General features: G+C 50.1%; 22 protein-coding genes. 12 read left to right on the forward strand and 10 right to left on the reverse strand.

The window, feature by feature from the left end; all coding sequences use genetic code 11:
* The first annotated feature begins 54 nt into the window (after positions 1-54).
* Positions 55-726 (forward strand): AzlC family ABC transporter permease, encoded by a 672-nt coding sequence (locus tag IOQ59_RS15105; RefSeq protein ID WP_371871878.1) that lies wholly within the window; start codon positions 55-57, stop codon positions 724-726.
* Positions 705-1,034 (forward strand): branched-chain amino acid transporter permease, encoded by a 330-nt coding sequence (locus IOQ59_RS15110; protein ID WP_193954222.1) that lies wholly within the window; start codon positions 705-707, stop codon positions 1,032-1,034. The genes IOQ59_RS15105 and IOQ59_RS15110 overlap by 22 nt, the downstream gene beginning before the upstream one ends.
* 90 nt (positions 1,035-1,124) lie before the next feature.
* Here the strand turns inward: IOQ59_RS15110 and IOQ59_RS15115 are convergent, their stop codons facing one another.
* Positions 1,125-1,433: an ArsR/SmtB family transcription factor gene (locus IOQ59_RS15115; RefSeq protein WP_193954338.1), complete on the reverse strand. Its 309-nt coding sequence runs from the start codon at positions 1,431-1,433 to the stop codon at positions 1,125-1,127.
* Positions 1,434-1,807: 374 nt separating this feature from the next.
* Here IOQ59_RS15115 and IOQ59_RS15120 point away from each other — a divergent pair, with 374 nt between their 5' ends.
* The 3 genes from IOQ59_RS15120 to IOQ59_RS15130 are packed head-to-tail and all read left to right on the forward strand — an operon-like array spanning position 1,808 to position 6,472.
* Positions 1,808-4,378 carry an efflux RND transporter permease subunit gene (locus tag IOQ59_RS15120; protein ID WP_193954224.1) on the forward strand — a complete coding sequence of 857 codons (2,571 nt, stop codon included), beginning with the start codon at positions 1,808-1,810 and terminating at the stop codon, positions 4,376-4,378.
* The gene (locus tag IOQ59_RS15125) at positions 4,371-5,186 is read left to right on the forward strand and encodes an outer membrane lipoprotein-sorting protein (RefSeq protein WP_193954225.1); all 816 of its coding nucleotides are present in this window, start codon (positions 4,371-4,373) and stop codon (positions 5,184-5,186) included. Before IOQ59_RS15120 ends, IOQ59_RS15125 begins: the two co-directional genes overlap by 8 nt.
* On the forward strand, positions 5,183-6,472 hold the full coding sequence (locus IOQ59_RS15130; protein WP_228050931.1) for a DUF1302 family protein: 1,290 nt from the start codon (positions 5,183-5,185) through the stop codon (positions 6,470-6,472). The genes IOQ59_RS15125 and IOQ59_RS15130 overlap by 4 nt, the downstream gene beginning before the upstream one ends.
* A gap of 9 nt (positions 6,473-6,481) precedes the next feature.
* Here IOQ59_RS15130 and IOQ59_RS15135 read toward each other — a convergent pair whose 3' ends face one another.
* Positions 6,482-7,813 carry a GGDEF domain-containing protein gene (locus tag IOQ59_RS15135; protein WP_193954227.1) on the reverse strand — a complete coding sequence of 444 codons (1,332 nt, stop codon included), beginning with the start codon at positions 7,811-7,813 and terminating at the stop codon, positions 6,482-6,484.
* Between the two features lie 189 nt (positions 7,814-8,002).
* Positions 8,003-8,416: a YgaP family membrane protein gene (locus tag IOQ59_RS15140; RefSeq protein ID WP_193954229.1), complete on the reverse strand. Its 414-nt coding sequence runs from the start codon at positions 8,414-8,416 to the stop codon at positions 8,003-8,005.
* A gap of 237 nt (positions 8,417-8,653) precedes the next feature.
* Here IOQ59_RS15140 and IOQ59_RS15145 point away from each other — a divergent pair, with 237 nt between their 5' ends.
* Complete coding sequence (locus IOQ59_RS15145; RefSeq protein ID WP_193954230.1) at positions 8,654-9,598, forward strand: universal stress protein; 945 nt, start codon at positions 8,654-8,656, stop codon at positions 9,596-9,598.
* Between the two features lie 12 nt (positions 9,599-9,610).
* Here IOQ59_RS15145 and xthA read toward each other — a convergent pair whose 3' ends face one another.
* Positions 9,611-10,426, reverse strand: coding sequence for an exodeoxyribonuclease III (gene xthA / locus IOQ59_RS15150; protein WP_193954231.1), 816 nt, complete (start codon positions 10,424-10,426; stop codon positions 9,611-9,613).
* Positions 10,427-10,641: 215 nt separating this feature from the next.
* Between xthA and gor the strand changes: the two genes are divergently transcribed.
* Positions 10,642-11,997, forward strand: a complete 1,356-nt coding sequence (gor, locus tag IOQ59_RS15155; RefSeq protein ID WP_193954233.1) for a glutathione-disulfide reductase — start codon at positions 10,642-10,644, stop codon at positions 11,995-11,997.
* A gap of 99 nt (positions 11,998-12,096) precedes the next feature.
* Here the strand turns inward: gor and IOQ59_RS15160 are convergent, their stop codons facing one another.
* On the reverse strand, positions 12,097-13,116 hold the full coding sequence (locus IOQ59_RS15160) for a GGDEF domain-containing protein (protein ID WP_193954234.1): 1,020 nt from the start codon (positions 13,114-13,116) through the stop codon (positions 12,097-12,099).
* A 230-nt stretch (positions 13,117-13,346) separates the two neighbouring features.
* On the opposite strand from IOQ59_RS15160, the gene IOQ59_RS15165 reads away from it, so the two are divergent.
* Both IOQ59_RS15165 and IOQ59_RS15170 read left to right on the forward strand, forming a co-directional pair.
* On the forward strand, positions 13,347-14,630 hold the full coding sequence (locus IOQ59_RS15165; RefSeq protein WP_193954236.1) for a L,D-transpeptidase family protein: 1,284 nt from the start codon (positions 13,347-13,349) through the stop codon (positions 14,628-14,630).
* 163 nt (positions 14,631-14,793) lie between these two features.
* Positions 14,794-16,452: a SulP family inorganic anion transporter gene (locus IOQ59_RS15170; RefSeq protein WP_371871879.1), complete on the forward strand. Its 1,659-nt coding sequence runs from the start codon at positions 14,794-14,796 to the stop codon at positions 16,450-16,452.
* On the opposite strand, the gene IOQ59_RS15175 is transcribed toward IOQ59_RS15170, so the two are convergent.
* Both IOQ59_RS15175 and IOQ59_RS15180 read right to left on the reverse strand, forming a co-directional pair.
* The gene (locus IOQ59_RS15175; protein ID WP_193954238.1) at positions 16,419-17,024 is read right to left on the reverse strand and encodes a YigZ family protein; all 606 of its coding nucleotides are present in this window, start codon (positions 17,022-17,024) and stop codon (positions 16,419-16,421) included. The two genes, IOQ59_RS15170 and IOQ59_RS15175, sit on opposite strands and share 34 nt — an antisense overlap.
* On the reverse strand, positions 17,025-18,167 hold the full coding sequence (locus tag IOQ59_RS15180) for a cation diffusion facilitator family transporter (protein ID WP_193954239.1): 1,143 nt from the start codon (positions 18,165-18,167) through the stop codon (positions 17,025-17,027). It lies immediately after the preceding gene.
* Positions 18,168-18,550: 383 nt separating this feature from the next.
* On the opposite strand from IOQ59_RS15180, the gene IOQ59_RS15185 reads away from it, so the two are divergent.
* Entirely contained in the window at positions 18,551-19,423 is an 873-nt protein-coding gene (locus tag IOQ59_RS15185; RefSeq protein WP_193954241.1) for a bile acid:sodium symporter family protein, read from the forward strand.
* A gap of 19 nt (positions 19,424-19,442) precedes the next feature.
* On the opposite strand, the gene queE is transcribed toward IOQ59_RS15185, so the two are convergent.
* A complete protein-coding gene (gene queE, locus IOQ59_RS15190) occupies positions 19,443-20,072 on the reverse strand; it encodes a 7-carboxy-7-deazaguanine synthase (protein WP_193954243.1) in 630 nt (209 codons plus the stop codon).
* Positions 20,073-20,140: 68 nt separating this feature from the next.
* On the opposite strand from queE, the gene IOQ59_RS15195 reads away from it, so the two are divergent.
* Both IOQ59_RS15195 and IOQ59_RS15200 read left to right on the forward strand, forming a co-directional pair.
* Positions 20,141-20,641: a DUF3087 family protein gene (locus IOQ59_RS15195; RefSeq protein WP_193954244.1), complete on the forward strand. Its 501-nt coding sequence runs from the start codon at positions 20,141-20,143 to the stop codon at positions 20,639-20,641.
* Between the two features lie 138 nt (positions 20,642-20,779).
* Complete coding sequence (locus tag IOQ59_RS15200) at positions 20,780-21,418, forward strand: rhodanese-like domain-containing protein (protein ID WP_193954246.1); 639 nt, start codon at positions 20,780-20,782, stop codon at positions 21,416-21,418.
* Positions 21,419-21,650: 232 nt separating this feature from the next.
* Here IOQ59_RS15200 and IOQ59_RS15205 read toward each other — a convergent pair whose 3' ends face one another.
* A complete protein-coding gene (locus tag IOQ59_RS15205; protein WP_193954248.1) occupies positions 21,651-21,956 on the reverse strand; it encodes a DUF6482 family protein in 306 nt (101 codons plus the stop codon).
* A gap of 11 nt (positions 21,957-21,967) precedes the next feature.
* Positions 21,968-22,528, reverse strand: a complete 561-nt coding sequence (locus IOQ59_RS15210) for a DUF3833 domain-containing protein (protein ID WP_193954250.1) — start codon at positions 22,526-22,528, stop codon at positions 21,968-21,970.
* Between the last annotated feature and the right edge of the window lie 147 nt (positions 22,529-22,675).

Raw genomic sequence — 22,675 nt, forward strand, 5'->3', positions numbered from 1 at the left:
CTTCATTTTCTGAATCCCTCATCTCTTATTATGTCTGTTTCGCTGAATCAAATCGTGTTTAAAGCAACACTACCGGTGATGTTTGGTTATATCCCTTTAGGGATGGCATTTGGCGTGTTGTTTAGTGAACTGGGTTATCACTGGCTCTTTGCGTGTGCCATGGGTGTCTTTATCTTTGCGGGGGCGGCGCAATTTCTGGCGGTGGGGTTATTGGCGAACCATGCCGGATTACTGGAGATATTTATCACCATTTTCCTGCTGAACTCGCGGCATATCTTTTACGGTATCTCGCTGCTAAGCAGCATGAAAGCCAAAGGCTGGCGCCGCTTTTATCTGATCTTTGGGCTGACTGACGAAACCTTTTCTCTGCTGACCTCCACCCAGCCCCCGGAAGGGATGGATAAAACGGACTATCAACTGCGAGTCACGCTGTTTAATCAAAGTTATTGGGTATTGGGTTGTACTCTGGGGGGCTGGCTGGGAACACAGATCAGTTTATCGACAGCGGGAATAGAGTTTGTACTGCCCGCACTCTTTATGGTGTTAGCGATCGAACAATACCGCCACCTGCGACAAGCCGCACCTTTTGCGCTGGCGTTGCTGATTGGTGTGGGGGTGTTGCTCTTTATCAGTCAGGATCAGATGTTGCTGATCTCCATTTTGATCTCGGTTGCCACGTTGTTGCTGTATAAAGGAGGGGAACGATGGAATCCGTACCGTATCTGATCGCGGTTATTGCGGTGATGACAGCGGCGACATTTTTGACGCGGGTGTTGCCCTTTGTATTGTTATACAAAGTGGCAGATCACCCTGTATTACGGTATCTGGGCCGATATCTGCCACCGGTGCTGATGGTGTTACTGGTGATCTATTCCTTCAAGGGGGAAGACCTGATCAGTCGGGATTTTTTACCTGAGCTGGCGGGGTTATTTTCGGTGTTGGTACTTCATCTGACGATGCGTAATGCATTGGTGAGTATTTTGGGCGGTACCGGCTGTTACATGGCAGTGGTACAGATGGGAATATTTAACTGATGCTCAACGGCGGTCTGTGTGAGGCAGCCGTTATATGAATCTCTGCTGTTGGTGCAGCAACAGCAGTCGATTCAGGGGTGGGTCCGGTTGTTAGACTGCCGGGCAGAACATTTCGTGTAATGTATGAATGATACGCTGTGCTGTATCACCTTCCAGAGAGTAAAAAATGGTTTGTGACTCCCGACGGGTACTGACCAGGCCATCTTTACGTAACACGGCCAGATGCTGAGAGAGGGCTGACTGGCTTAGATCCAGACAAGCATTTAACTCAGACACAGACAGCTCCTTGCCGTCCAGATAACACAGAATCAGCAGGCGGCTTTCGTTCCCCAATGCTTTCATCAGCTTGGCCGCTTTGCAGGCGTTCTCCTTCATCATCTCCAGTGTTTCCGGATCCATCGGCGGGAGAGCAGCTTCGTTAAGTTCGTTCAATCTATCACCCAAGTGCTTTGCATTATTATTATCGAGCTTGATTCTACTGAAAGCCCCGTACCATCTCAATTCTCTAATATATCGCTTTCTAATATTCTCTATATGGTAATAGCATAAAAAGCGGGGAAACCCACGTTTAGGACCTCTTCATGAGGCCTTCGACTGAACAATCTACTCACTCATTGATCTTTCGCAGGTTTCAGTCGGCCTTTGTTATCGCTTTGCGTTTTCGCAATCTGTTATTTCAACTATAGCTAATTTAATGCTTTAAATATTAGTTTTTTCTAATATAATTGAGCTCTATAGCTGACAGTAATCGATTTTCAGAGGAGCCTGATCCCATGTCATTGCGAGATCGTCTCGTATCATTCTCAATGGATAAACCCAAGCAGGTATTTTATCTGGTGCTGGCACTGGTGGTGCTGGCAGGGTTACAGATCCCTTCCATTCAGGTTGATACCGACCCGGAAAACATGTTGCCCCATGATCAGGTGGATCGTGCATATCACGACGAAGTGAAAGCGCGTTTTGCTCTGCACGATATGATCGTTGTCGGTGTGGTAAACGAAACGAATGCCAATGGGGTATACAACAGCCAGACGCTGACTGATCTGCATTCATTGTCATCTGAGATTCAGAAGATGGATGGTGTGGTGCGTCAGGACCTGATGGCACTGGATACCGTAGACAACATCTCTCAGGAAGGACCAGGTAGCATCCGTTTCGAATGGATGATGAAAATGGCTCCGCAAACGGATGCCCAGGTAACCCGTATTCAAGAGGCTGTAGCCCGGTTGCCGTTGTTACAGAACACCTTGGTGGCGGAGGATGGCAAAGCTGCGGCGATCTATATACCGATCGAATCGAAATCAGAAAGCTACCGGCTCTCGCAAGAGATTCAGACGGTCATTGATACGCTGGATAGCCAGAATCAATACTATATGGCCGGTTTGCCCGTGGCTGAAGATACCTTTGGAGTGGAGATGTTCATCCAGATGGCGATCTCTGCGCCACTGGCGGGCTTGATGATCTTTATCCTGATGTGGGTGTTTTTCCGCTCGTTCCTGCTGATCACCGCACCGATGATTGTGGCGATGGCGACGGTGATAATCACGATGGGCCTGCTGATCGGGCAGGGTTACACCGTGCATATCATGAGTTCGATGATCCCGATATTTTTAATGCCCATTGCGGTGGTGGATTCGGTACATATCCTGTCCGAGTTTGCTGATCGCTACCGTCCTGGCGAAAATCCACGCAAAGCGTTGGCGGAGGTGTTGAGTCATCTGTTTACGCCGATGTTGTATACCTCAGTGACGTCCGCCGTCGGCTTTGCATCGTTGGCATTTACGCCGATTCCTCCGGTACAGATCTTTGGTCTGCATGTGGCCGTGGGTATTCTTCTGGCCTTTATCCTGACGATTATTTTTGTACCGGCATACATTGTGAGTTTGTCTGAAAAACGTCTGGCCGCACTCAAAGATCACAACATCGAAGAAGACGACAACTCTGCGTTGGGTCGTTTGTTGGTGAAGGCGGGTCAGTTCTCTCTGGCACGAGCAAAGGGCCTGGTCATTGGCTTCATCGCGTTGGTGATGGTGTCGGCTTACGGTGTCAGTCAGATTCAGATTAACGATAACCCGATTCGCTGGTTCAAAGAGGATCACCGTTTGCGGGTTGCAGACACAGTGATGAACGCTCATTTTTCTGGCACCTATGAAGCCTATCTGGTGTTGGAAAAGCAGGACCTGTCCGAAGAACGTGCATCTCTTAAGCAGGCACTGACCGAAGCGGCTGTGGGTGATTCTGCCGTGGCAACGGCGTTGTCCGATATCCTGGCGCAGGCTGAAAACGAGCAATTTCAGACCTATACCGATAACTTGATCAACGTGTTTGATGAAGCATCGTATAACCGGCCGGAGCAGGAAGCATTGTGGCTGAAACTCATGGCGGTGACCGAAGACGCTCAGCAAAGTGCCAAGTACTTTCTGACGCCGGAAGCGCTGGAGTATCTGGATAGCTTACAAGCACACCTGAATGCATCGGAGTTGATTGGTAAATCGAACGGTCTGCCGACGTTATTAAAGACGGTATATCGTGAGCTGAACGGCGGAGATGCCGAGCAATACACTTTGCCGGGTAATGCGTCAGCGGCAGCTCAAACGATTCTGAGCTATCAGTCCTCACACCGTCCCAACGACCTGTGGCATATGGTGACGCCAGATTACCGATCCAGTGTGCTCTGGTTGCAGCTGAAAAGCGGTGATAATCAGGACATGAGCCAAGTGATTGAACTGGTTGATCGCTACGTTGCGGCCAATCCGTTGCCACAAGGTGTTGAGGCAAACTGGGCCGGTCTCACCTACATCAACGTGGTGTGGCAGGATCAGATGGTGAATGGGATGTTGAGCAGCTTGCTCAGTGCCTTTGCGATGGTGCTTCTGATGATGGTGTTCTTGTTCCGCTCGGTGAAAATTGGTCTGTTGTCCATGCTGCCGCTGACGGTAACGATCCTGTTCATCTATGGCCTGATTGGTCTGATCGGCAAGGATTACGATATGCCAATTGCGGTGCTGAGTGCGCTGACGTTGGGATTGTCCGTCGATTTCGCGATCCATTTCCTTGAGCGAACCCGCGCAATTTATCGTGAAACGGGCAAATGGCAGCTCACTATTGAAGAGGTGTATAAAGGTCCGGCAAGGGCGATTAGCCGCAATGCGGTCGTTGTCGCCGTTGGCTTTACACCGCTCTTGTTTGCCCCGTTGGTCCCATACATCACGGTGGGATTCTTTTTAGCCACCATCATGGCGGTGTCTGCTGTCGTTACCGTCCTGCTGTTGCCTGCGGTGATGGATAGCATCCGAAACAAAAATGCTCTGTTTGGTATGAAGAAGGAGAAACAGAATGTCTGATCTGATTCGCTCCCTGTTTTTAACGGCCGCATTGGCCATAACACCTGTGGTGACGTCTGCTCAGGCTGCTGATATGACGGATGTAAACGAGATTGTGAGTCAGTCGAATCTCGCCGCCTATTACAAAGCAAACGACGGTCGGTCTGAGGCGCGGATGGTGATCACTGACGGGCAAGGGCGAAAGCAGACCCGTCAGTTTACGATTCTGCGGTATGACCGTGACGATGGCGGTGATCAGGACTTTCTTGTGGCCTTTAGCCGTCCGGCAGATGTTCGTAACACCGTATTTATGGTCGCGAAACATACCACGAGCGATGATGATCGCTGGCTCTACCTGCCCAGTCTGGACCTGGTCAAGCGGATCTCTGCGGGGGATAAGCGTACCAGCTTTGTCGGATCTCACTACTTCTATGAAGATGTCTCCGGGCGTAATATCAGTGAAGACGAGCATACGCTGGTGGATACCACGGATGAACATTATGTGGTGGATAACACACCTAAAGACCCAGCCAGCGTTGAGTTCAGCGAGTACCGTGTGTGGATCGATAAGGCCAACCTGCTACCTGTGAAAATAGAGTATAAGGACAGCGCCGAACGTCTTTATCGTCGGGTAGAGGTGCTGGAAGTTAAAGATGTTCAGGGGCACCCAACCGTGACGAAATCCCGTGTCAGTGACCTGGTTTCCGGTGGTATGACAACGATGGAGTTCCGCTTCATCAAATACGATGTTGGCATGGATCGTTCCGTGTTTACTGAGCGTTCTTTGCGAAAACTACCACGGGAGTGGCTTAAGAGGCCTAAGTCATGAGTAGGATGTTGGTCCTTAAACATCTGCTTCCGTCCTTGTTCGCCATTACGACCCTGTGTCAGCCGCTACTGGCTGCGGAAGAGTGGGGCGATGACAGCTGGGGCGAAGAGGAGGAAAGTACCCCATGGCATGGTTTTGTAGAGCTGTCTGCCGGAGCTCGATTAGACAGTGATCCGGTGTTGCCAGACGAAGATCTGACCTTGGCAGATATGCGGGCGCAGCTGGAGATCGCGGATTACATCGGTGGCAACCGCTACAGCCTGAAGGCAGATCTTTATGCGGATGGGGTTGAGCATGGGCTGCACGGTGAGCTGCGTGAAGCACTGTTAGATATCAGCCCGGGCCAGAACCTCGACCTGCGTATCGGACAGCAAATTCTGACGTGGGGGACAGGAGATCTGTTATTTATAAACGATATGTTTCCCAAAGATTGGGTCTCCTATTTTTCCGGTCGTGACGATCAGTATCTGAAAGCGCCGTCTGCCAGCGCCAAGCTCAGCTATTACAACGAAGCTGCGAATATAGATCTGGTATGGACACCGTTATTTACCAGCGATCGTTTTATCGACGGAGAGCGCTTTTCGTACTTTGATGCGATGAGTGGGCAGCAAACGGCTCAGCATTTGGTGCCGCTTGATCCTGAAGAGACTCCGGACAACGGTGAGCTGGCCTTACGATTACATGGTACACAGGCGGGCACTGAATGGGCACTGTATGCCTATCGTGGCTTCTGGAAGCAGCCTAACGCGATGACAGCGGCGGGTGATGCTTACTTCAGCCGTTTGAACACGTATGGCGCTAGTGTACGGGGGAATCTGGGAGCAGGCATCGCGAATGCCGAGCTGGGGTGGTATGAAGGCGAGGATCATCGTGGTGATGATCCGCGGTTGCCGAATGATCAGCTGAGGCTGCTGGTGGGATACGAGCAGGAACTCGTGGCTAATCTGACCGCCGCAACCCAGTACTATCTGGAGTGGATACAGGATTATTCAGCGCTAACACGTACTGATGGCAACTCTCGCTTTCGGCCAGATGAAAAGCGTCACGTGTGGACCTTACGCCTGACGTATCGGATGATGCAGGATAACCTGATTTTGTCTTGGTTTAACTATTGGTCGCCATCTGACGAGGATATGTTTTTGCGCCCGTCAGTCACCTATCGGTTTGACGACAGTACCTCGCTGGTAACAGGCGCAAATATCTTTGTGGGCGAAAAAGAACACACCTTCTTTGGGCAGTTTGAAGATGCCAGTAGTGTGTATGCGAGGCTGCGTTACAGCTTCTGACCATATCGATTATACGTAGTCTTTGCGCGTTCGACGGCGTTTGGGCGTCTCAGGTTTATAATGGGCTGCGACTGATTGGTTGCGGCCATTATTCTTCGCTTCATACAGAGACTTGTCGGCCTGCTTCATAACTTCCGAAGCATCTAAGTATTCGTCTGTTTTCTCACACACACCGATGCTGATGGTGACGTTTGTATGGTCTGACGTTTCCTTCTGTTTACGCATCTGGGCGCCCCGTTTCTCATCTTCAGGGCGCTGATCACCACGAATATACAGTGGATAGTTGGCGATCAGTTCACGCAGCTGCTCAATGAAAGGCAGCGCTTGGGCTTCATCTTTTCCCGGAAAGACCAACGTGAACTCTTCACCACCGTAACGATAAGCTTTTCCACCACCGCTAACGGAAGCCAATTTAGCTGCCACCATACGCAGTACCTGATCCCCAATATCATGCCCGTAGGTATCGTTGAATTTCTTGAAGTGATCGATATCGACCATTGCCAGCGTATAGCGCTTACCTAATGTTGCCAGTTTATCCTGCAAGGCCCGGCGCGCGGGTATTTCCGTGAGTTCGTCCAGATAGGCCATTTTATGACTGCTCTGCAAAACCGCGATCCCCATTGCAATCAGTGCTGCGGTGACCAGCAGCGTGGATACATTCGGCAGGTCAAACCAGATAAACATGAACAGACTGGCGACCAGCGAAATTAATACCCCCGCACTGCCATGGCCTCGCTGGGTGACAAAGTAGATCAGCGTCGTCAGCAGGGCCACACCATAGAACACAGCGGACATATTGCTTAGGAAGCGTTCGGCGAAGAACATTTCGAACATATTGGTCGGTAGGTTAGGAAGCTGAGTTGCCAGTGCGCCGTTGGACCACAGAAGTCCGAGTAAAAGGTATCCAATCAATACGCCGGCCAAACGTGTCAGCCCCAGGGGAGTGAACAAACCTCTTTCACTATAGGTTGCAATAAACGTGATATTAATTGGTAGCAGGATGCTGAGTATGCTGAAAAGCACGTAGGCATTGGGTTGATCGAGGCTGACCTGCAATCCCAGTTGAATCATCAGATAGGCGCTAATCAGGTTCAGCGTTGCAAACAGAATCTGATTACGGTTAAAGCCATAGGCAAGCAGTGCAACAACTAAAGCCAGCGCATAGGGGAGTTGGCCTAAGGATGTTTTGTTGGCGGCAGAAAGTTGAGACACCGGATCTATCAGTAGTACTACTGCGATAAATAGGATCGTTGCCGGAGCCAGTAGGTTGAGAAGACGAATGGCCAACCGAATTTCCTTATGTGATTCAAAGGTATTAGCGCTGATTATTGTAAACAACATCGGCCGTAATTACCTTTTCTGAACGATAGATTTGATGAATTGGGCGGGAATTTTTCGAGAGAGAGGGAAAGGGGTGGTTGAACCATTAAGCGGAATAAAAAACACCGCCCTAAAGGGCGGTGTAAAGCTCCGGATAGAGGAGTGTGTTGAAGCGTGCCCCGGCGTTAAATGAATCCGGGGCTGGATTACTTAGCTTACCGTTGTCTGTTTGAAACCCACCAGACGAGCGATCATGATTGCCGGGCACCAACCTGTTACAGAAGACTGAGCCAGACTCACACCCACAACGGCGGTAACGATCAGCAACTGACCGGTCATACCTGCGAATAGAACGGCGCCAACCGTTGCCATGACAATCAGACCTGCGATGATGTGCACGCCCTGATTGACCGTCATACCACCGGTGCTGCAAGACTCTGCTTTCAGGCCAACCATCTGGAAGATAGCAACTGCCGGGCACCATTTCGTAAATGCCGATTGAAAGAGGTTCAGGCCAACAAAACCTGTTAGGTAATACCAATATTCATTGACGTATGTGCCCAGAGCCAGGCTGGCAATGATAACGGTACCCGCCATCAGGCGAAGTGCAGCATTGATAGTCATTGTGTAATCCCTGTTGAATTCAGAACATAGAGTGAAATTAGAATTGTCTTATATTATATATTAATAATATCTAATATAAAGTCGGTTTTTAGACCTGATTTTGTAGAAATAGCGTAGGTTCTATTCTGAAATGACATAACGGAAACGAACGGCTGAGCGGGATATGTAGATGGCGAGCGATCATACAAGAATAAGCTAAGCTTTCTTACATATTCTGAAATTCTCTGGGAATCGCCTATGTCCGGTATACAGCGAATTCTCGTTCAACTCAGCCCGGAAGATGATAATGCGTCATTAATGGCCAGGACCGGTCGACTTGCACAGTTGTCTGGCGCATCAGTTGAGCTATTTTGTTCTGTTTACAGTCGCGAGCTGCATCGGGACTACTTGTTTGATAAGAAAGCCGAGCTTCACGCAGAGCACGGTTATGTGAAAGGTGTTGAAGCAAAGCTGGAGGCGCTGTCCGCACCGCTTGAAGCACAGCAGATCAAAGTGGGCCTGGACGTCTATTGGGAACGTCATCTGGTCGAAGGCGTGATGCGTAAAATACAGCGTTTTGAGCCGGATCTGGTGATTGCGTCGATGACACATCACAACATAGTGACCGAACTCTTCTCCCCAGATGCTGAGCGGACGTTAATTCGTGAGTGTCCTGCACCGCTCTTGTTGGCGAGGAAACAAGGCTGGCCAGATCAGGTTGGTCTGGCAGCGAGTATAGATCCGTTTCACCCTTGCCCGGAACCTGTTGCGTTGGATAATGCGGTGCTGGATATGGCGCAGCAGATGGCATTAATACTTGGAAGCCAGATGCGGGTGGTTCATAGCTTTCATGCATTGCCTCATTCGGCAATTTTTGATGAACATGTTGTGACCGATTACGAAGCGTTACAAAGCAAGGTGTTGCAAGAGCACCGTGAGCGTATCGATACAGTGTTGGAGCCTTATGGTTTAGGTATCGGCAGTCCGGAAGTGAGTATTTTGGAAGGCGAGGCACACAAGGTGTTGCCTGACTATGCTCAGAGGGTTCCGGTGTCACTGCTGGTGGTCGGGCATGTGGCGAAAGGGATGTTAGAGCGAATTCTAAGTGGCAGTACCGTGGAGCGGATGCTGGGTTCGTTACCTTGTGACCTGTTGGTAGTTAAACCGCCGGGCTTTGTCTGCCCGACGGATTATGAAGAATAGACGACGGCTTGTTTACAGTTTGAACTCAGCCCAAAGAGGCGCGTGGTCGGACGGTTTTTCCATTCCCCGAATTTCGTAATCTACTCCGGCGTCGACACACTTCTCGAGTAACGTGTCGGTGACCAAAATACCATCAATGCGCAGCCCGCGTTTTGGCTCACGATCAAAACCTTTCGAGCGGTAATCGAACCAGCTAAAAGTTTCATGATTGTCCGGGTAAAGATGGCGGAACGTATCGGTCAGACCCCAACCTTGCAATGTGCCGAGCCATTCACGCTCAATGGGTTGAAAGCTGGCTTTACCGGTCCGTAACCAACGTTTACGGTTGTTTTCACCGATACCGATATCAATGTCTTGCGGAGAGATGTTCAGATCTCCCATCACGACAATCGGTTTTGTTGGATCACAGTTTTCCTCTAGGTGGACCTGAAGGTCTGCGTAAAACTTCTCTTTTGCTGGAAACTTGGTTTCATGATCAACGCTTTCACCTTGAGGGAAGTACCCGTTGAGAATGAGTACGCTGCCGCCGTTTCCATCATTATATTCACCCATGATCATACGGCGCTGTGCATCTTCGGCGTCGCCGGAAAAGCCCTTTTGCAACGTCAGAGGCTTCTCTTTTGAGATCAGGCACACACCGTAGTGTCCCTTTTGGCCGTGAAACTCAACGTGATAGCCCAGCGCTTCGACATCAGCAACCGGGAATTCTGGATCAGAAACCTTAGTTTCCTGAATGCCGATGACATCGGGCTGGTATTTTTCGATCACGGCTTTTAGCTGGTGCAGGCGGGCACGGAGGCCGTTTACGTTGAAGCAAATGAGTTTCATCTGAAGTAAATCTCCGGGGTAAAAGATGCAACACAGTGTATCAAATGAAGTTTGTTGGTGAGTATTACCCACAAAAAAAGTTATGCTGTTTAAGTGGTTAGCGTGATGCTGATAGAAAGATGCAATCTTTCGGTTAGCGGTTTTCTATTGGTAGATTGTCCCGTCACACGCTAGAGTAACCCCCGCAACTTACATTGAGCAGAAGGAGCCGCATTGTGGCAGATTTTGATTTTGACCTGTTTGTAATTGGTGCCGGTTCCGGTGGTGTACGCGCTGGACGTATGGCTGCAGCGATGGGCGTAAGAGTCGCCGTAGCTGAAGACCGTCATTTGGGTGGCACCTGCGTAAACGTAGGTTGTGTACCTAAAAAGCTGTTTGTATATGCCTCTCACTATGCTGAAGACTTTGAAAATGCACGTGGTTTCGGCTGGACTTCGGGTGAAGCTCAATTTGACTGGCCCACATTGCGTGACAACAAGACCAAAGAGATCGAACGTCTGAATGGTATTTACAACAACCTATTGGTCAATTCCGGTTGTGAGCTGATCAACGGACGTGCCACCTTGGTGGATGCGCACACGGTTGCCGTGGGTGATAAAACCTATACGGCAGAGCGGATTCTGGTTGCGGTAGGCGGCTGGCCAAACGTACCGGAGTTTCCGGGTAGCGAACATGTGATTAGTTCCAACGAAGTGTTCTACCTGGACGAATTTCCGAAACGTGCCATTGTGGTCGGTGGTGGTTACATCGCCGTTGAGTTTGCGGGCATCTTCGCAGGCTTAGGTGCAAAAACGGATTTGATCTATCGCGGTGAAATGTTCCTGCGAGGTTTTGATAATGAAGTGCGTGAGTTCACTGCAGAAGAGGTCGCGAAGAAAGATATCAATCTGCGTTTCAACACCAATATTACCGCGATTGAAAAGCAGACCGATGGCTCGTTACTGGCGACCCTGACCGATGGGTCTACTGTTGAAGCGGATGCAATTATGTATGCGACCGGGCGTAATCCGAAAGTGATTGGACTGGGATTAGAAGCGCTGGGTATTGAGCAGGGCAAAAATGGCGCGATTGTGGTGAATGACCAGTTCCAGACTAACGTGCCTTCCGTTTATGCGATTGGCGATGTGATCGATCGGGTTCAGCTGACCCCCGTTGCATTGGCTGAAGGCATGGCGTTGGTGCGTAACCTCTACGGCGGTCAGGATCAGAAAGTAGATTATGATCTGATTGCCACCGCGGTATTCTGCCAGCCGAATATTGGCACGGTGGGCCTGACAGAAGAGCAGGCACGCGAGCAGTACGAAAACGTAGATGTATACAAATCCAACTTCCGTGCCATGAAACACACTCTGAGCGGCAGTGACGAGAAGACCTTTATGAAGATGCTGGTTGATCGTGACAGTGACAAAGTGCTGGGTGTGCATATGGTTGGGCCGGATGCAGGTGAGATCATTCAGGGAATTGCCATTGCACTGAAAGCGGGCGCGACCAAAGCTGTATTCGATTCTACGATTGGTATTCACCCAACGGCGGCTGAAGAGTTTGTCACGATGCGTGAGCCTGCTAAGTAAGGCAACGCTGCAGATGCGCTGAGATTTCAGCGCTCAGAGAACAAAAAAACGGGTAGCTCAGGCTACCCGTTCTTTTATTTAGTGGAGTAGGCGTTTTGATCAGGGCGCGATTTGGACCTGATTGCGTCCGCCTTCCTTCGCGCTGTAAAGCGCTTTATCTGCACGCTCAATCAGGGTGTTGATTGAATCTTCCTGACGGCTTTCAGCGACACCAAATGACGCAGTAATCGAGCTGATGACTTCGCCTGATTTTTTCTGCTTGATGCGGATCGCCTGAATCTTTTCGCGTAAGGCATTTGCCAGTTCAGCCGACTTGCTTGCGGTCAGCGCAGGCATAATCACCGCAAACTCTTCACCGCCATAGCGTACCGCCAACATAGGCTCAGGGCAGAAATCGCGTAGCAGTTTGCCCACGTATTGCAGCACTTTGTCGCCCATCAGGTGGCCATAGGTGTCATTGAATTTCTTGAAATGATCGACGTCGACCATGACCAGCGTGACTGCACCGGCATTGCCGCTGTAGAGCAGGGTGCCCAACTCGGTTTCAAATACCCGTCGGTTGAACAGTCCTGTGAGTGGGTCAACGCGCGCGTCCTGACGTGTTTTTTCAAGCTCGGCTTTTAGGGACTCAATCTCAGACTGCGCATCATCGATACGTGTTTGGAAGCGTTGAGTGCTATCGCTGATATCCTGTGTTTTGCGCGCCAGTGTCTGGATAATACTTTCCAGAGGTAACGCCGGACCGCCATCGGCCTGAAGGGCTTCCAGGCTATCTTGCAGCGTATCGGAATAGTTTTTAGTTTCTTCTGCCGTCACAGATGCATGTTCATGCAGATCATTCACTAGGGCGATTAACCCGGCTTGAACGTTCTCGGCACTGTCGACCTCATCTTTGATCATGTGCTGGCGGAACATCTGTTCGCCAACCAGATTCGGGCAGGTGCCGTAGGTCGTCAGTGTCTTATCCAGCTCCTGATTCAGCTCCGGTACGCGATTGGATACGTATGTATACCACAACGCATAGTTGAGTGGATTTGGTGGAATATTGTGCTTCACCATTAGTGGTATCGCCTGCCGCAGGTATTCTGCCGCTTGACCGGTGTTTTCAGCGAATTTCATACAACCCCTCACGCGTTAATCCAAAACTGCAACGCGTTTACCCTGGAAAGCCCGCAATCATCCTGTGCGATGCCATCCTATAAATTAACTCTTAGCCAAAAAAGAGAATAAGGCTTTGCTAAACTGATTTGTATCCCTGAACGAATACAGCGGTGCCTATTAGTCCCTCAAAATGGTGTATCGGCCGCTAATCTGATTACTTCAGGTTTTTTTTACGGGAGACGGGAACAATGAAAATTGCCTATCTGCCCGCATCATTTGTGTTGCTTTTTTGGGCAACAACGGGTCATGGAATAGACGTTTTTTGCGGGTCTAATGAACGGACAGCGTTATGTGAAACACAGAGTCAGACCGCAGACTGGTCAGGTATTATTGATAATCAGACGCACAGCTCTGTGCAGTTTCATACGATGGATGCTGCTATCCAGCACTACAGACGTCTGGCCCAAAACGGGCGCTGGGAAACGCTGACCGGCCGGTTTCTGCTACGTGAAGGGAAGCGGCATGCCCAGGTTGAACAGATACGTGAACGCCTGAGAGCGCTGGGCGACTATTCTTATGACCACCCGTTATCTAATAAGCAATACTTTGATTCTAGGCTGAGCTCTGCGGTGGGCGCATTTCAGCGTCGGCACGGATTGAAAGTTGATGGCATTGTTGGGCCGAATACGCGTAAAGCCTTGAATATCTCTCCACGCAAGCGGTGGCAGCAGCTTTTGGTCAATAGGCAGAGAGAGCAGGTTGACCAGGTAGCCCAGCAGCGGGATTACATTGAAATTAATATTCCAGACTATCAGCTACGTTACTATCGCGATGACCAACTCATCGTCGAGATGCGGGTTATTGTTGGGCGCAAGGAACGGCCGACTCCGGTCATGAACAGCACCTTAAAAGCACTGGAATTCAATCCCGACTGGAATGTACCGCGCAGAATTGCGTTTGAAGATATCCTGCCCACATTACAGGAGCGGGAAAAATTTGATCGCCTGGGTGTGAAGTTAGTAAAGGGCTGGCATCACCAGCCGAATGTTGTGGCTGTAGAGGAACTCGATATGTCCCACTTCTATCGTGGTGCATTGTCTGAACAGTACCGCTTCTGGCAGCCACCCGGTAATACCAACCCACTTGGCCAATTGAAGTTTATTTTCCCTAACGATTTCTCGATCTACATGCATGGAACGCCGGGAAAACACCTGTTTGATGAGCCAAGACGTACATTCAGCTCCGGTTGTATTCGAATTGAAGATCCGCGTTTACTGGCACAATTGATACTTGAGAAAAGTGAGGCTCAACCCCTGTCTTATCTGGATACTCAGCTGGAAACAGAAGCTGCCAGTATTTCTGATCTGCCGGGTGATGTGGAGATCTTTACACGGTATAGGACAGCGTGGGTCGATAGGGATAGTGGGGTATTGCAGTTCCGCACTGATATCTATCGCAGAGATCCGAATGAACTTGCACAACTTTCCGCAGCACAGCCGTCCACTGATGAAGATGATACGCTTACTAACTAGTGAGCGTGCGATCCAGTCCTAAGTGCTAAACAACGTACCATCTGCTGAGAAAGCATCGGACTTATTCGTGGTTTCCTGAATGTTCGACCATGTAAGGATTTACGGTGAACCGCTTCGCTGCGTAGACTGCTTATTTGCCCGCCAAAGGATAGGGGTATTCGGGGTGCAGCTGATTTCAGGGTTCAGTACGTCCAATATTCGTGGAGACCTTTATGGCGGCCTGACGGCGGCTGTGGTGGCCTTGCCACTGGCGCTGGCGTTTGGTGTTTCTTCCGGTGTGGGGGCTATTGCAGGCCTTTACGGCGCAATCTTCGTGGGTCTTTTTGCTGCGCTTTTTGGTGGTACACCCTCTCAAGTATCCGGCCCGACAGGGCCAATGACTGTTGTCATGGCGGCCGTTTTTACCCAGTTTGTCGCGATTGATCCCAACAGCGGGCCAATACTGGCCTTCACTGTAGTTATTATGGGCGGTGCGTTTCAGGCACTGTTCGGATTGTTACGGTTGGGGAAGTACATCACGCTGGTGCCATTTCCAGTGATATCCGGGTTTATGAGCGGTATCGGGGTGATTATTATCCTGCTCCAGCTCGGGCCACTGCTTGGACACGCCGCACCCGGTGGGGTGATTGACGCTGTTGAGGCACTCCCGGCATTTATTGAACAAACTAATCTCAGTGCCTTGCTGTTAGGTTTGCTATCACTGGCGACCCTTTTTTTCTTGCCTCGTCGGTTAGCCACGCTGATCCCGTCGCCGCTGGTTGCACTGATTATCGGTACGTTGTTGTCGTTGTTCTTGCTACGGGACGACTCCCTGACGGTCATCGGCGAGATACCCACCGGCTTGCCATCGTTGCAGTGGCCGACATTCAATGCAGATCTGTTTCAGGAAATGGTGCAGGCAGCGCTGATGCTGGCCGCATTAGGCTCTGTGGATTCTCTTTTGACCTCCTTAGTTGCAGATAATATGACCAAAACCCACCATAACTCGGACCGTGAGCTGGTGGGGCAGGGGATCGGTAATATGGTCGCAGGGTTGTTTGGTGGTTTGCCTGGTGCGGGAGCAACGATGCGTACGGTGGTGAACATTCGTGCCGGAGGTAAGACACCTATCTCGGGTAGTGTGCATGCGTTGGCTTTGTTAGCAATTGTGTTGGGCGCAGGACCGTTGGCAGAAAATATCCCCCATGCGGTATTAGCAGGAATTCTGATCAAAGTAGGGATCGATATCATCGATTGGAAGTTCCTGCAGCGCTTACATCGGGCTCCGATGTTTGTGGTCGTGTTAATGTTGCTGGTGTTTGGTCTGACCGTATTTGTTGATCTGGTGACGGCTGTGTTAGCAGGTGTGTTTCTGGCGAATATCATTACGGTTAAGCGATTGGCTGACACGCAGATCGCGGCGGTTCAGGTGATCAGTGATGCTGACGATGAGCATGATCTGCTCAATGCGCGTGAAAACGAAGTACTAAGACAGGCGGCCGGACGTATCTTGCTCTACCACTTCAATGGGCCTGTCAGTTATGGCGCCGCCAAAGGGATTATCCAGAAGTTACAGCAAGCGCAAAAACACGATGCACTCATTTTGGATTTCAGCCGGGTACCAATGATTGACGTGTCTACTGCCATGGCGATCGAAGATATGATTGTCGATTCACAAGCGGCATGCCGTGAAGTCTATGTGATTGGTACGAATGACGTTGTGCACAATGTGTTGTCGCGGATGCAGATATTGCGGTTGCTACCTGAGCGCTGCTTACATGAGCAGCGAGAATCCGCGCTGGAAGCGGCTTACTCGCATTTGGATAAAGTAATTGCCGGGTAAGGCTGGAGAGCTTGCTGGAAATCCTCCAGTTTTGACGTCTCGATCAACCCTTCAATCAGCAATTGAGCTTGCCAGTCACGTTGGGTGATATTCACATCGAACTGGCCCAGTAGGTACTCAAGCTGACCGGTCATAGAAAAGTCAGCACTGATCCGTACAGGTGTTTTGGCAACCACGTTCTCCAGATCAAGTATGTCGAGACCTTCGCGCACAGCCTGACTATATGCCCGTACCAATCCGCCAGTGCCTAATTTGATGCCTCCGAAATATCGGGTAACAACAACACTGATATCTCCCAGTCCACTGTGCGAGAGCACATTGAGCATCGGGCGGCCAGCGGTTCCTTTGGGTTCACCGTCATCGCTGCATCCCCAGTGTCGGGAATCATCGGGAGAACCCGCGACATAGGCCCAGCAGTTGTGATTGGCAGAAGGATGTTCTTCGCGTAACTGCTGAACAAAGGCATCGGCGCTGGTTTTATCGGGGGTGGGTGCCACCGTCGTAATAAAGCGACTGTTCTTGATGATCAGTTCGCTTTGTTGACGATGGCTCGGACGTTGATAGTTACTCAATTAATGTTGTCCATCATTACTGATCCAGATACTTACGTTTTCTAGCCAGACCGGGTGATTCATAGCTGCTTTCAGCTCACTGGCAAGCGTCGGATTCAATAACGAGTCGGATGCGAAAAACAGCTCTGCATCGATGCCATCGTTGTAATGCAATACCAGCCGCATAGGTGCTGCCAGATCAGGTGCGATCTGTGAGAGCCCCGCATGAATCTCGCGCTCAACTTCGCCGCGTAATGGGAGTGTTTTGCACACCTGCTCGGTTTCATCGTCGTAGGTATCGATATGGAAGATGACATGGCCCACGTCTTCGAATGCCTCCTGAAGACGGCAGATTGCAGTGTCACCAATATAATGACCTTCGGATGCTGAAAGCGTCGGAGAAACCTGTATATGCATCTCCAGTTGGCTCTGGCCGGCCATCTTTCGGCTTTTAAAGCTATGGACGTTAAGGATGCCCTCTACCTGCATAACCACGTCATGGTAGGCTGCGATGCGCTCCTCCGGCAGGGCCGTATCAACCAACTCCTTGATACTATCCCAGGTCATTTCCCAGCCGATTTTACCGACAATCACAGAGACGACCAGTGCGGCCAGTGCATCGAGCCACCAAACGCCCATCATGGCACCGGCAACACCAATCAATACAACAATAGATGACAGCGCATCGGTGCGGCTGTGCCAGGCATTGGCGATCACCAGGTCGGACTTAATCGCCTTACCCACGCGCATGGTGTAATGGAAAATCCACTCTTTACTCGCAATGGATAAGGCTGCAATCACCAGCGCAGGCCACTCAGGTGTGAGCGGTTGCGTATCGGTAAACAGCAATTTAATACTTTCATAGGCCATCGCACCGGCAACTGCGATCAGTGCACAGCCCAATACCACCGTACCCACGGTTTCAAAGCGGCCATGACCCCAAGGGTGGTCTTCATCCGGCTCCTGATGAGAGATGCGCAGGACAACCACCACCATTCCATCTGTGACCAAATCGGATAATGAATGGATACCATCGACCACCAGAGCACTGGAATGGGATAGGATGCCGACCACTATTTTGGCGATGCCAAGGACGAAGTCGAGTATGGCGCCAATGAGCGTGACACGTTCTGCGGCTTGCTGTTGACTCAGTTCTCTACTCATGGTGTATAAGAATACTCTTAATTAGCGTGTGCATCCCTGAATGCAGGGGGTGTAAAAGGTTCTGCCAAACGGGATTTTCTCATAGTTTCAGCGTTTTGTTCAGGAATGCTGGGAACTTTAACAAATTAGCGATAAATTATAGAAATCTTCTGCTGAAGTGATTGTAACTTATTGATTTTTATAGTTTGAAATTATCTGGTTAAAAAATGATCAATGCGCTGAGTGTTAAGTATTTACGTGGCTTTGATGACGTTTTCGAGTCTAAACCCACAGAGTTATCCACAGTATATGTGGGCATACTTCGGCAGCCCTGTTATGGCGGGTGATTGCGCCGGTTTTCTACAGGCCAGATCGACATTTTGTAAGATAGGACAGGTGTGAACATGGAAAGCAGTTTGATGACTCAGGTGGTTCTGCCAGCTGCACTTTTTACCATTATGCTCGGAGTTGGATTGTCATTATCAATCGCGGATTTCCGGCAGGTGTTCAAGCGGCCAGGGATGACTGTTCTTGGGATAACGATGCAGTTGCTGTTATTACCCGTGCTTGGATTTATTGTGGTAAGCCTGCTTGAATTACCACCTGCGTTGGCGGTGGGGCTGATGATCCTCACGTTCGCACCGGGTGGCGCAACATCCAATATGATCACCTATCTGGCGCGGGGCGATACGGCACTATCGGTCAGTATGACGGCGATTGTCAGTATGATTGCACCGTTTACTCTGCCATTCCTGACCCTGTTGAGTTTACAGTATTGGATGGGGGAAACGGAGTTCTCCGGTTTTCCTGTTCTGACCACGATGATCAAACTGGTGGTGATGACCATCATCCCAGTGGTTATCGGCGTCTTTTTACATCACCGCTTTCCTGCTTTTTGCTTACGGCTGCAAACCGGGGTCAAAACCCTGTCGATGATATTCTTGCTGATGGTGGTGGTCGGTATTGTAAAAGCCAATTGGAATCAGCTGCCTGAATTGATTGGTGTGCTGGGCCCGGCGGTTTTCCTGTTGATCTCGCTGGCCTTTGGGCTGGGATACGGCATTGCAAAGCAGCTGGGAGTGCAGAGTCAGCAGGCGCTCACGCTTGGTATTGAGGTGGGCGTACAAAATGCAGGCACGGCGTTGTTGGTGACCGGAGCGGTACTCCAAAACGCAGAGATGTCGGCCAGCGCGCTGGCCTACGGTGTGTTGATGAACGTTCCAGCCTTTGTTCTGATTTTTTACCGGAACTTACGTGCCCGTACAGTGACGGCCTGAATCTACATGCAGCGTGGCGTTACTCGATCCCCAAAGCCTTATGGGTTTGGAGGCTGAGTTTCCATAGGGGATGAGCGAGGCAGTATTCCACCGTATCTTTGGTGTACATCTGGCGCAAAGGGCCGTCCATCGGTTGAAGATAGAAGTGCTCAAAGGCAAGATCTGCAAAGCGTTCGGGCTGGGCCAGTGGTTGGGGGTAGACCAGCTTGAGCTCGTTACCCTGAGTGATCACGAGTCTTGCGTCGGCTTTAGGGCTAACGCAGATCCAATCGATACCCGCGGGTAGAGGTTTTGTGCCATTGGTCTCAATCGCCACTTCAAAGTTTGCCCCATGGCACGCTTCAATCAGCGCGTCATCCAGCTGTAAGGCAGGTTCACCGCCGGTAAAGATGACATAACGGTGTTGCTGGTCAGCCGGCCAAAGGCTTAGCAGAAAATCCACCAGGGCATCTGCATCCGCAAATTTCCCGCCGTTGTTGCCGTCAGTGCCGATAAAATCCGTATCACAGAAATCGCAGACCGCCGTGTCTCGGTCCTGCTCTCGGCCAGACCACAGGTTGCAGCCGGTGAAGCGACAGAAGATGGCAGGACGGCCGCTGTGAGCGCCTTCGCCCTGAAGGCTGTAAAAGATCTCTTTTATTGAGTACATCGGTCTGGCTATAGCTGAAAAATGCGGTAGTCTACACGCCTTCATCAATTATAGGTAGCGGAGCCATCATGAAACTAAGGCAGATCGATAAGGCCGTTTATCGAAAGAAACAGCGCAAGGTTGCGATTATTTTCTGTTCCATCTTTTTTGTGCTGGGTTTATCTATCTCTGCAATGATGCGTGCGTGGGCAGGGAACCCGGAAGGCTCAAATATGGCGGTCAATCTGGCAGGGGTAATCATTGGTTTGCTGATTACCGGTGGTATCTACGCTTTGGTAGTGAAGAAGCCGTTCTTTGACGAAATTCGTTATGCCTGGAAGCTTAAACGTCAGGTTCTGAAAATTCAGAACAAAAAACACATCTGGAAAGACAAAGTAGAAGCGGGTGATCAGACAGCCGCAACCGTCATGGCTTTTTACTACGCAGGTGTGACGCAGATTCAGTTTCTTGAGAACAACGAATTTGGTCAGAAAGAGATGATGGACGAACAAGCAGGATTTGAATCACGTTGCGCAGTGCATAATCTTGATCATGATGCTGATCGCTTCAGTCTCGAAATGCTGGACTAAGCTCGCGTATAGGCCTCTCGGGGCGGGCTTCTCCACCCTAAGTCTATAGGCTGTTGCGTAGCCTTTAAAACACGTTTGGTGTATATATATTTTCTTATAACAAATAAAGATAAACATATAACAGCGTGGTAAAGGAACATGTTTAAGAGAACTGTGACCAGTCTGGCTCTGGCTGCTGCAATCGTATCTTCTCCGGCAGTGCTTGCAGAAGGTGGTAAGCGAGCAATGATCGCTCCCGACCTTTACTCCTTTGTCGTTGATCACGACGGCGACAAAGTGGAAGTGAAGCGCGCGCAAAGCCCTGATAACCGTATTCACGAGCTGTACAGCACGACATTTCGTGGTATGCCACAGCCAATTCACCCGTTCGAACCACATGATGTAGAAACCATCGGCGAACGTGAGTTTGTTCAGTACATGATTGAGTCTCAGACCAACGAAGATGTGCTGGTAGTTGATACCCGTACTGAAGGTTGGCATTACCGTCTGACTATTCCAGGTTCCATCAACATTCCTTACACGGTAATGGATGAAGCTGAATCAGCTGCGGATACATTGGAAGAGCTGGGTGCTGAGAAGAAAGGCGATTCGTGGGACTTCTCTAAAGCGAAAACAGTGGCAATGTTCTGTAACGGTTACTGGTGTGGGCAGACTCCACGACTGGTGCGTGAGTTGTTGAAAGCGGGTTACCCTGACACCAATATGAAATATTACCGCGGTGGTATGCAGGCTTGGACAAGCCTTGGCCTGACGACTGTTGGCGAAGCGGCGGAGTAAACAGCTCGGCAGTTGCCTGAAAGTTACATCGGGTCGATCAGGCCCGATTCATATGCATAACATTCAGCTTTCTGATCTGACAGTGTGTGCGGGAACAGAGCGCAACTGTCAGATTTAAATCAGATCCATTTCTCTTCCACGTACTACCAATTTCCTTATCTTCGGCTCACAGACACAGGCAAAAAAGTAACCGTCCTGTGATGGTTCTTACCTTGATAGGGGCTCGGTAGGATCAATATCCTGCGCGTGTTGGCGATAGGACAACTTCCAATGTATTCACGGCGTCTTTTTCCGGGTGGCCGATCATTTCATCGTAGGCGCTTTGCTGACGCAATGTCATTGCCTGAACATCTACAGACTCCAACATCTCCTTAATCGCCTCCAGGTTCTGAGCCCGGTAGGGTTGGTGAGTCTCATCGTAGAGTAGTATCTCCCCCATTTCGGTTTCAATGGTGACCAGGTACAGCATGGGAGCGACCGCGTGGACGATGACTTTATTGATGGATTGAAGTTGTTCGAGATCAGTTGTCAGTAACATCGGGATAGGCCTCAATTATTGGGCTTGTTGCTCTGAAAAAACAGGGTCACGGTTCCCAGATGTAAGCCCCATTTACTCACCTGCGCTTTATTGATCAGCACGCCATCGGATTGAAGAAACATCCAATCGTTAAAACTCACCCGCCAGACGGAGTCTCCGACCGGCAAATTCAGGTCATATCGCCAGTTGAGTGCGTTACCGACAACGCGGCCTTGAGCAACACCGATGACGTCATCTGCACGACCTGTGTACCGACCGTTACCCTCTGGCGTGATATGCCAGATCCTCTGTGAAGTTTCTCCATCGCTATAGATAAAGTCCTCTTTCAGAACAAGCACGCCATCTATGATTTTTCCGTCTATTTGGACTTTAAAGCTGCGCTTTAGTTTGCCAAATCGATCCTCAAAGATGCCCCAGGCAGTCGTGCTCCCAAGGAAATACTCTTCCAGATTGAGTTGAGGTTTCTGACCCTTAAAATCCTCTATTTGCATACTGCTGCAACCGGTAATCAGGGATAAGGCAGTCAGAAGGCTGAAAAGTCGGATGAGATAGGGTGGTGTTGAGGTGTGCATTGAACAGGCTCCGTATAGCGCTTGAACGGGTGATTTATATAGCTATACGTAGATGTGCAGAAAAAGATCAGTGAGTGAGGGCAGATTGGATGGGTATAGAAAGGAAAATGAAGTGTGTTGCGGGTCAACGGCAGGCAACCCGTATGA

This window comes from Pontibacterium sinense (assembly GCF_015209595.1).
Lineage (GTDB): Bacteria > Pseudomonadota > Gammaproteobacteria > Pseudomonadales > Balneatricaceae > Pontibacterium > Pontibacterium sinense.

Excerpts from the sequence above, each read along its gene's own strand:
- IOQ59_RS15110 (WP_193954222.1), top strand. The coding sequence starts at position 705 with ATGGAATCCGTACCGTATCTGATCGCGGTTATTGCGGTGATGACAGCG.
- IOQ59_RS15115 (WP_193954338.1), bottom strand. The coding sequence starts at position 1,433 with ATGGATCCGGAAACACTGGAGATGATGAAGGAGAACGCCTGCAAAGCG.
- IOQ59_RS15120 (WP_193954224.1), top strand. The coding sequence starts at position 1,808 with ATGTCATTGCGAGATCGTCTCGTATCATTCTCAATGGATAAACCCAAG.
- IOQ59_RS15125 (WP_193954225.1), top strand. The coding sequence starts at position 4,371 with ATGTCTGATCTGATTCGCTCCCTGTTTTTAACGGCCGCATTGGCCATA.
- IOQ59_RS15130 (WP_228050931.1), top strand. The coding sequence starts at position 5,183 with ATGAGTAGGATGTTGGTCCTTAAACATCTGCTTCCGTCCTTGTTCGCC.
- IOQ59_RS15135 (WP_193954227.1), bottom strand. The coding sequence starts at position 7,813 with ATGTTGTTTACAATAATCAGCGCTAATACCTTTGAATCACATAAGGAA.
- IOQ59_RS15140 (WP_193954229.1), bottom strand. The coding sequence starts at position 8,416 with ATGACTATCAATGCTGCACTTCGCCTGATGGCGGGTACCGTTATCATT.
- IOQ59_RS15145 (WP_193954230.1), top strand. The coding sequence starts at position 8,654 with ATGTCCGGTATACAGCGAATTCTCGTTCAACTCAGCCCGGAAGATGAT.
- xthA (WP_193954231.1), bottom strand. The coding sequence starts at position 10,426 with ATGAAACTCATTTGCTTCAACGTAAACGGCCTCCGTGCCCGCCTGCAC.
- IOQ59_RS15160 (WP_193954234.1), bottom strand. The coding sequence starts at position 13,116 with ATGAAATTCGCTGAAAACACCGGTCAAGCGGCAGAATACCTGCGGCAG.
- IOQ59_RS15165 (WP_193954236.1), top strand. The coding sequence starts at position 13,347 with ATGAAAATTGCCTATCTGCCCGCATCATTTGTGTTGCTTTTTTGGGCA.
- IOQ59_RS15180 (WP_193954239.1), bottom strand. The coding sequence starts at position 18,167 with ATGAGTAGAGAACTGAGTCAACAGCAAGCCGCAGAACGTGTCACGCTC.
- IOQ59_RS15185 (WP_193954241.1), top strand. The coding sequence starts at position 18,551 with ATGGAAAGCAGTTTGATGACTCAGGTGGTTCTGCCAGCTGCACTTTTT.
- queE (WP_193954243.1), bottom strand. The coding sequence starts at position 20,072 with ATGTACTCAATAAAAGAGATCTTTTACAGCCTTCAGGGCGAAGGCGCT.
- IOQ59_RS15195 (WP_193954244.1), top strand. The coding sequence starts at position 20,141 with ATGAAACTAAGGCAGATCGATAAGGCCGTTTATCGAAAGAAACAGCGC.
- IOQ59_RS15200 (WP_193954246.1), top strand. The coding sequence starts at position 20,780 with ATGTTTAAGAGAACTGTGACCAGTCTGGCTCTGGCTGCTGCAATCGTA.
- IOQ59_RS15205 (WP_193954248.1), bottom strand. The coding sequence starts at position 21,956 with ATGTTACTGACAACTGATCTCGAACAACTTCAATCCATCAATAAAGTC.
- IOQ59_RS15210 (WP_193954250.1), bottom strand. The coding sequence starts at position 22,528 with ATGCACACCTCAACACCACCCTATCTCATCCGACTTTTCAGCCTTCTG.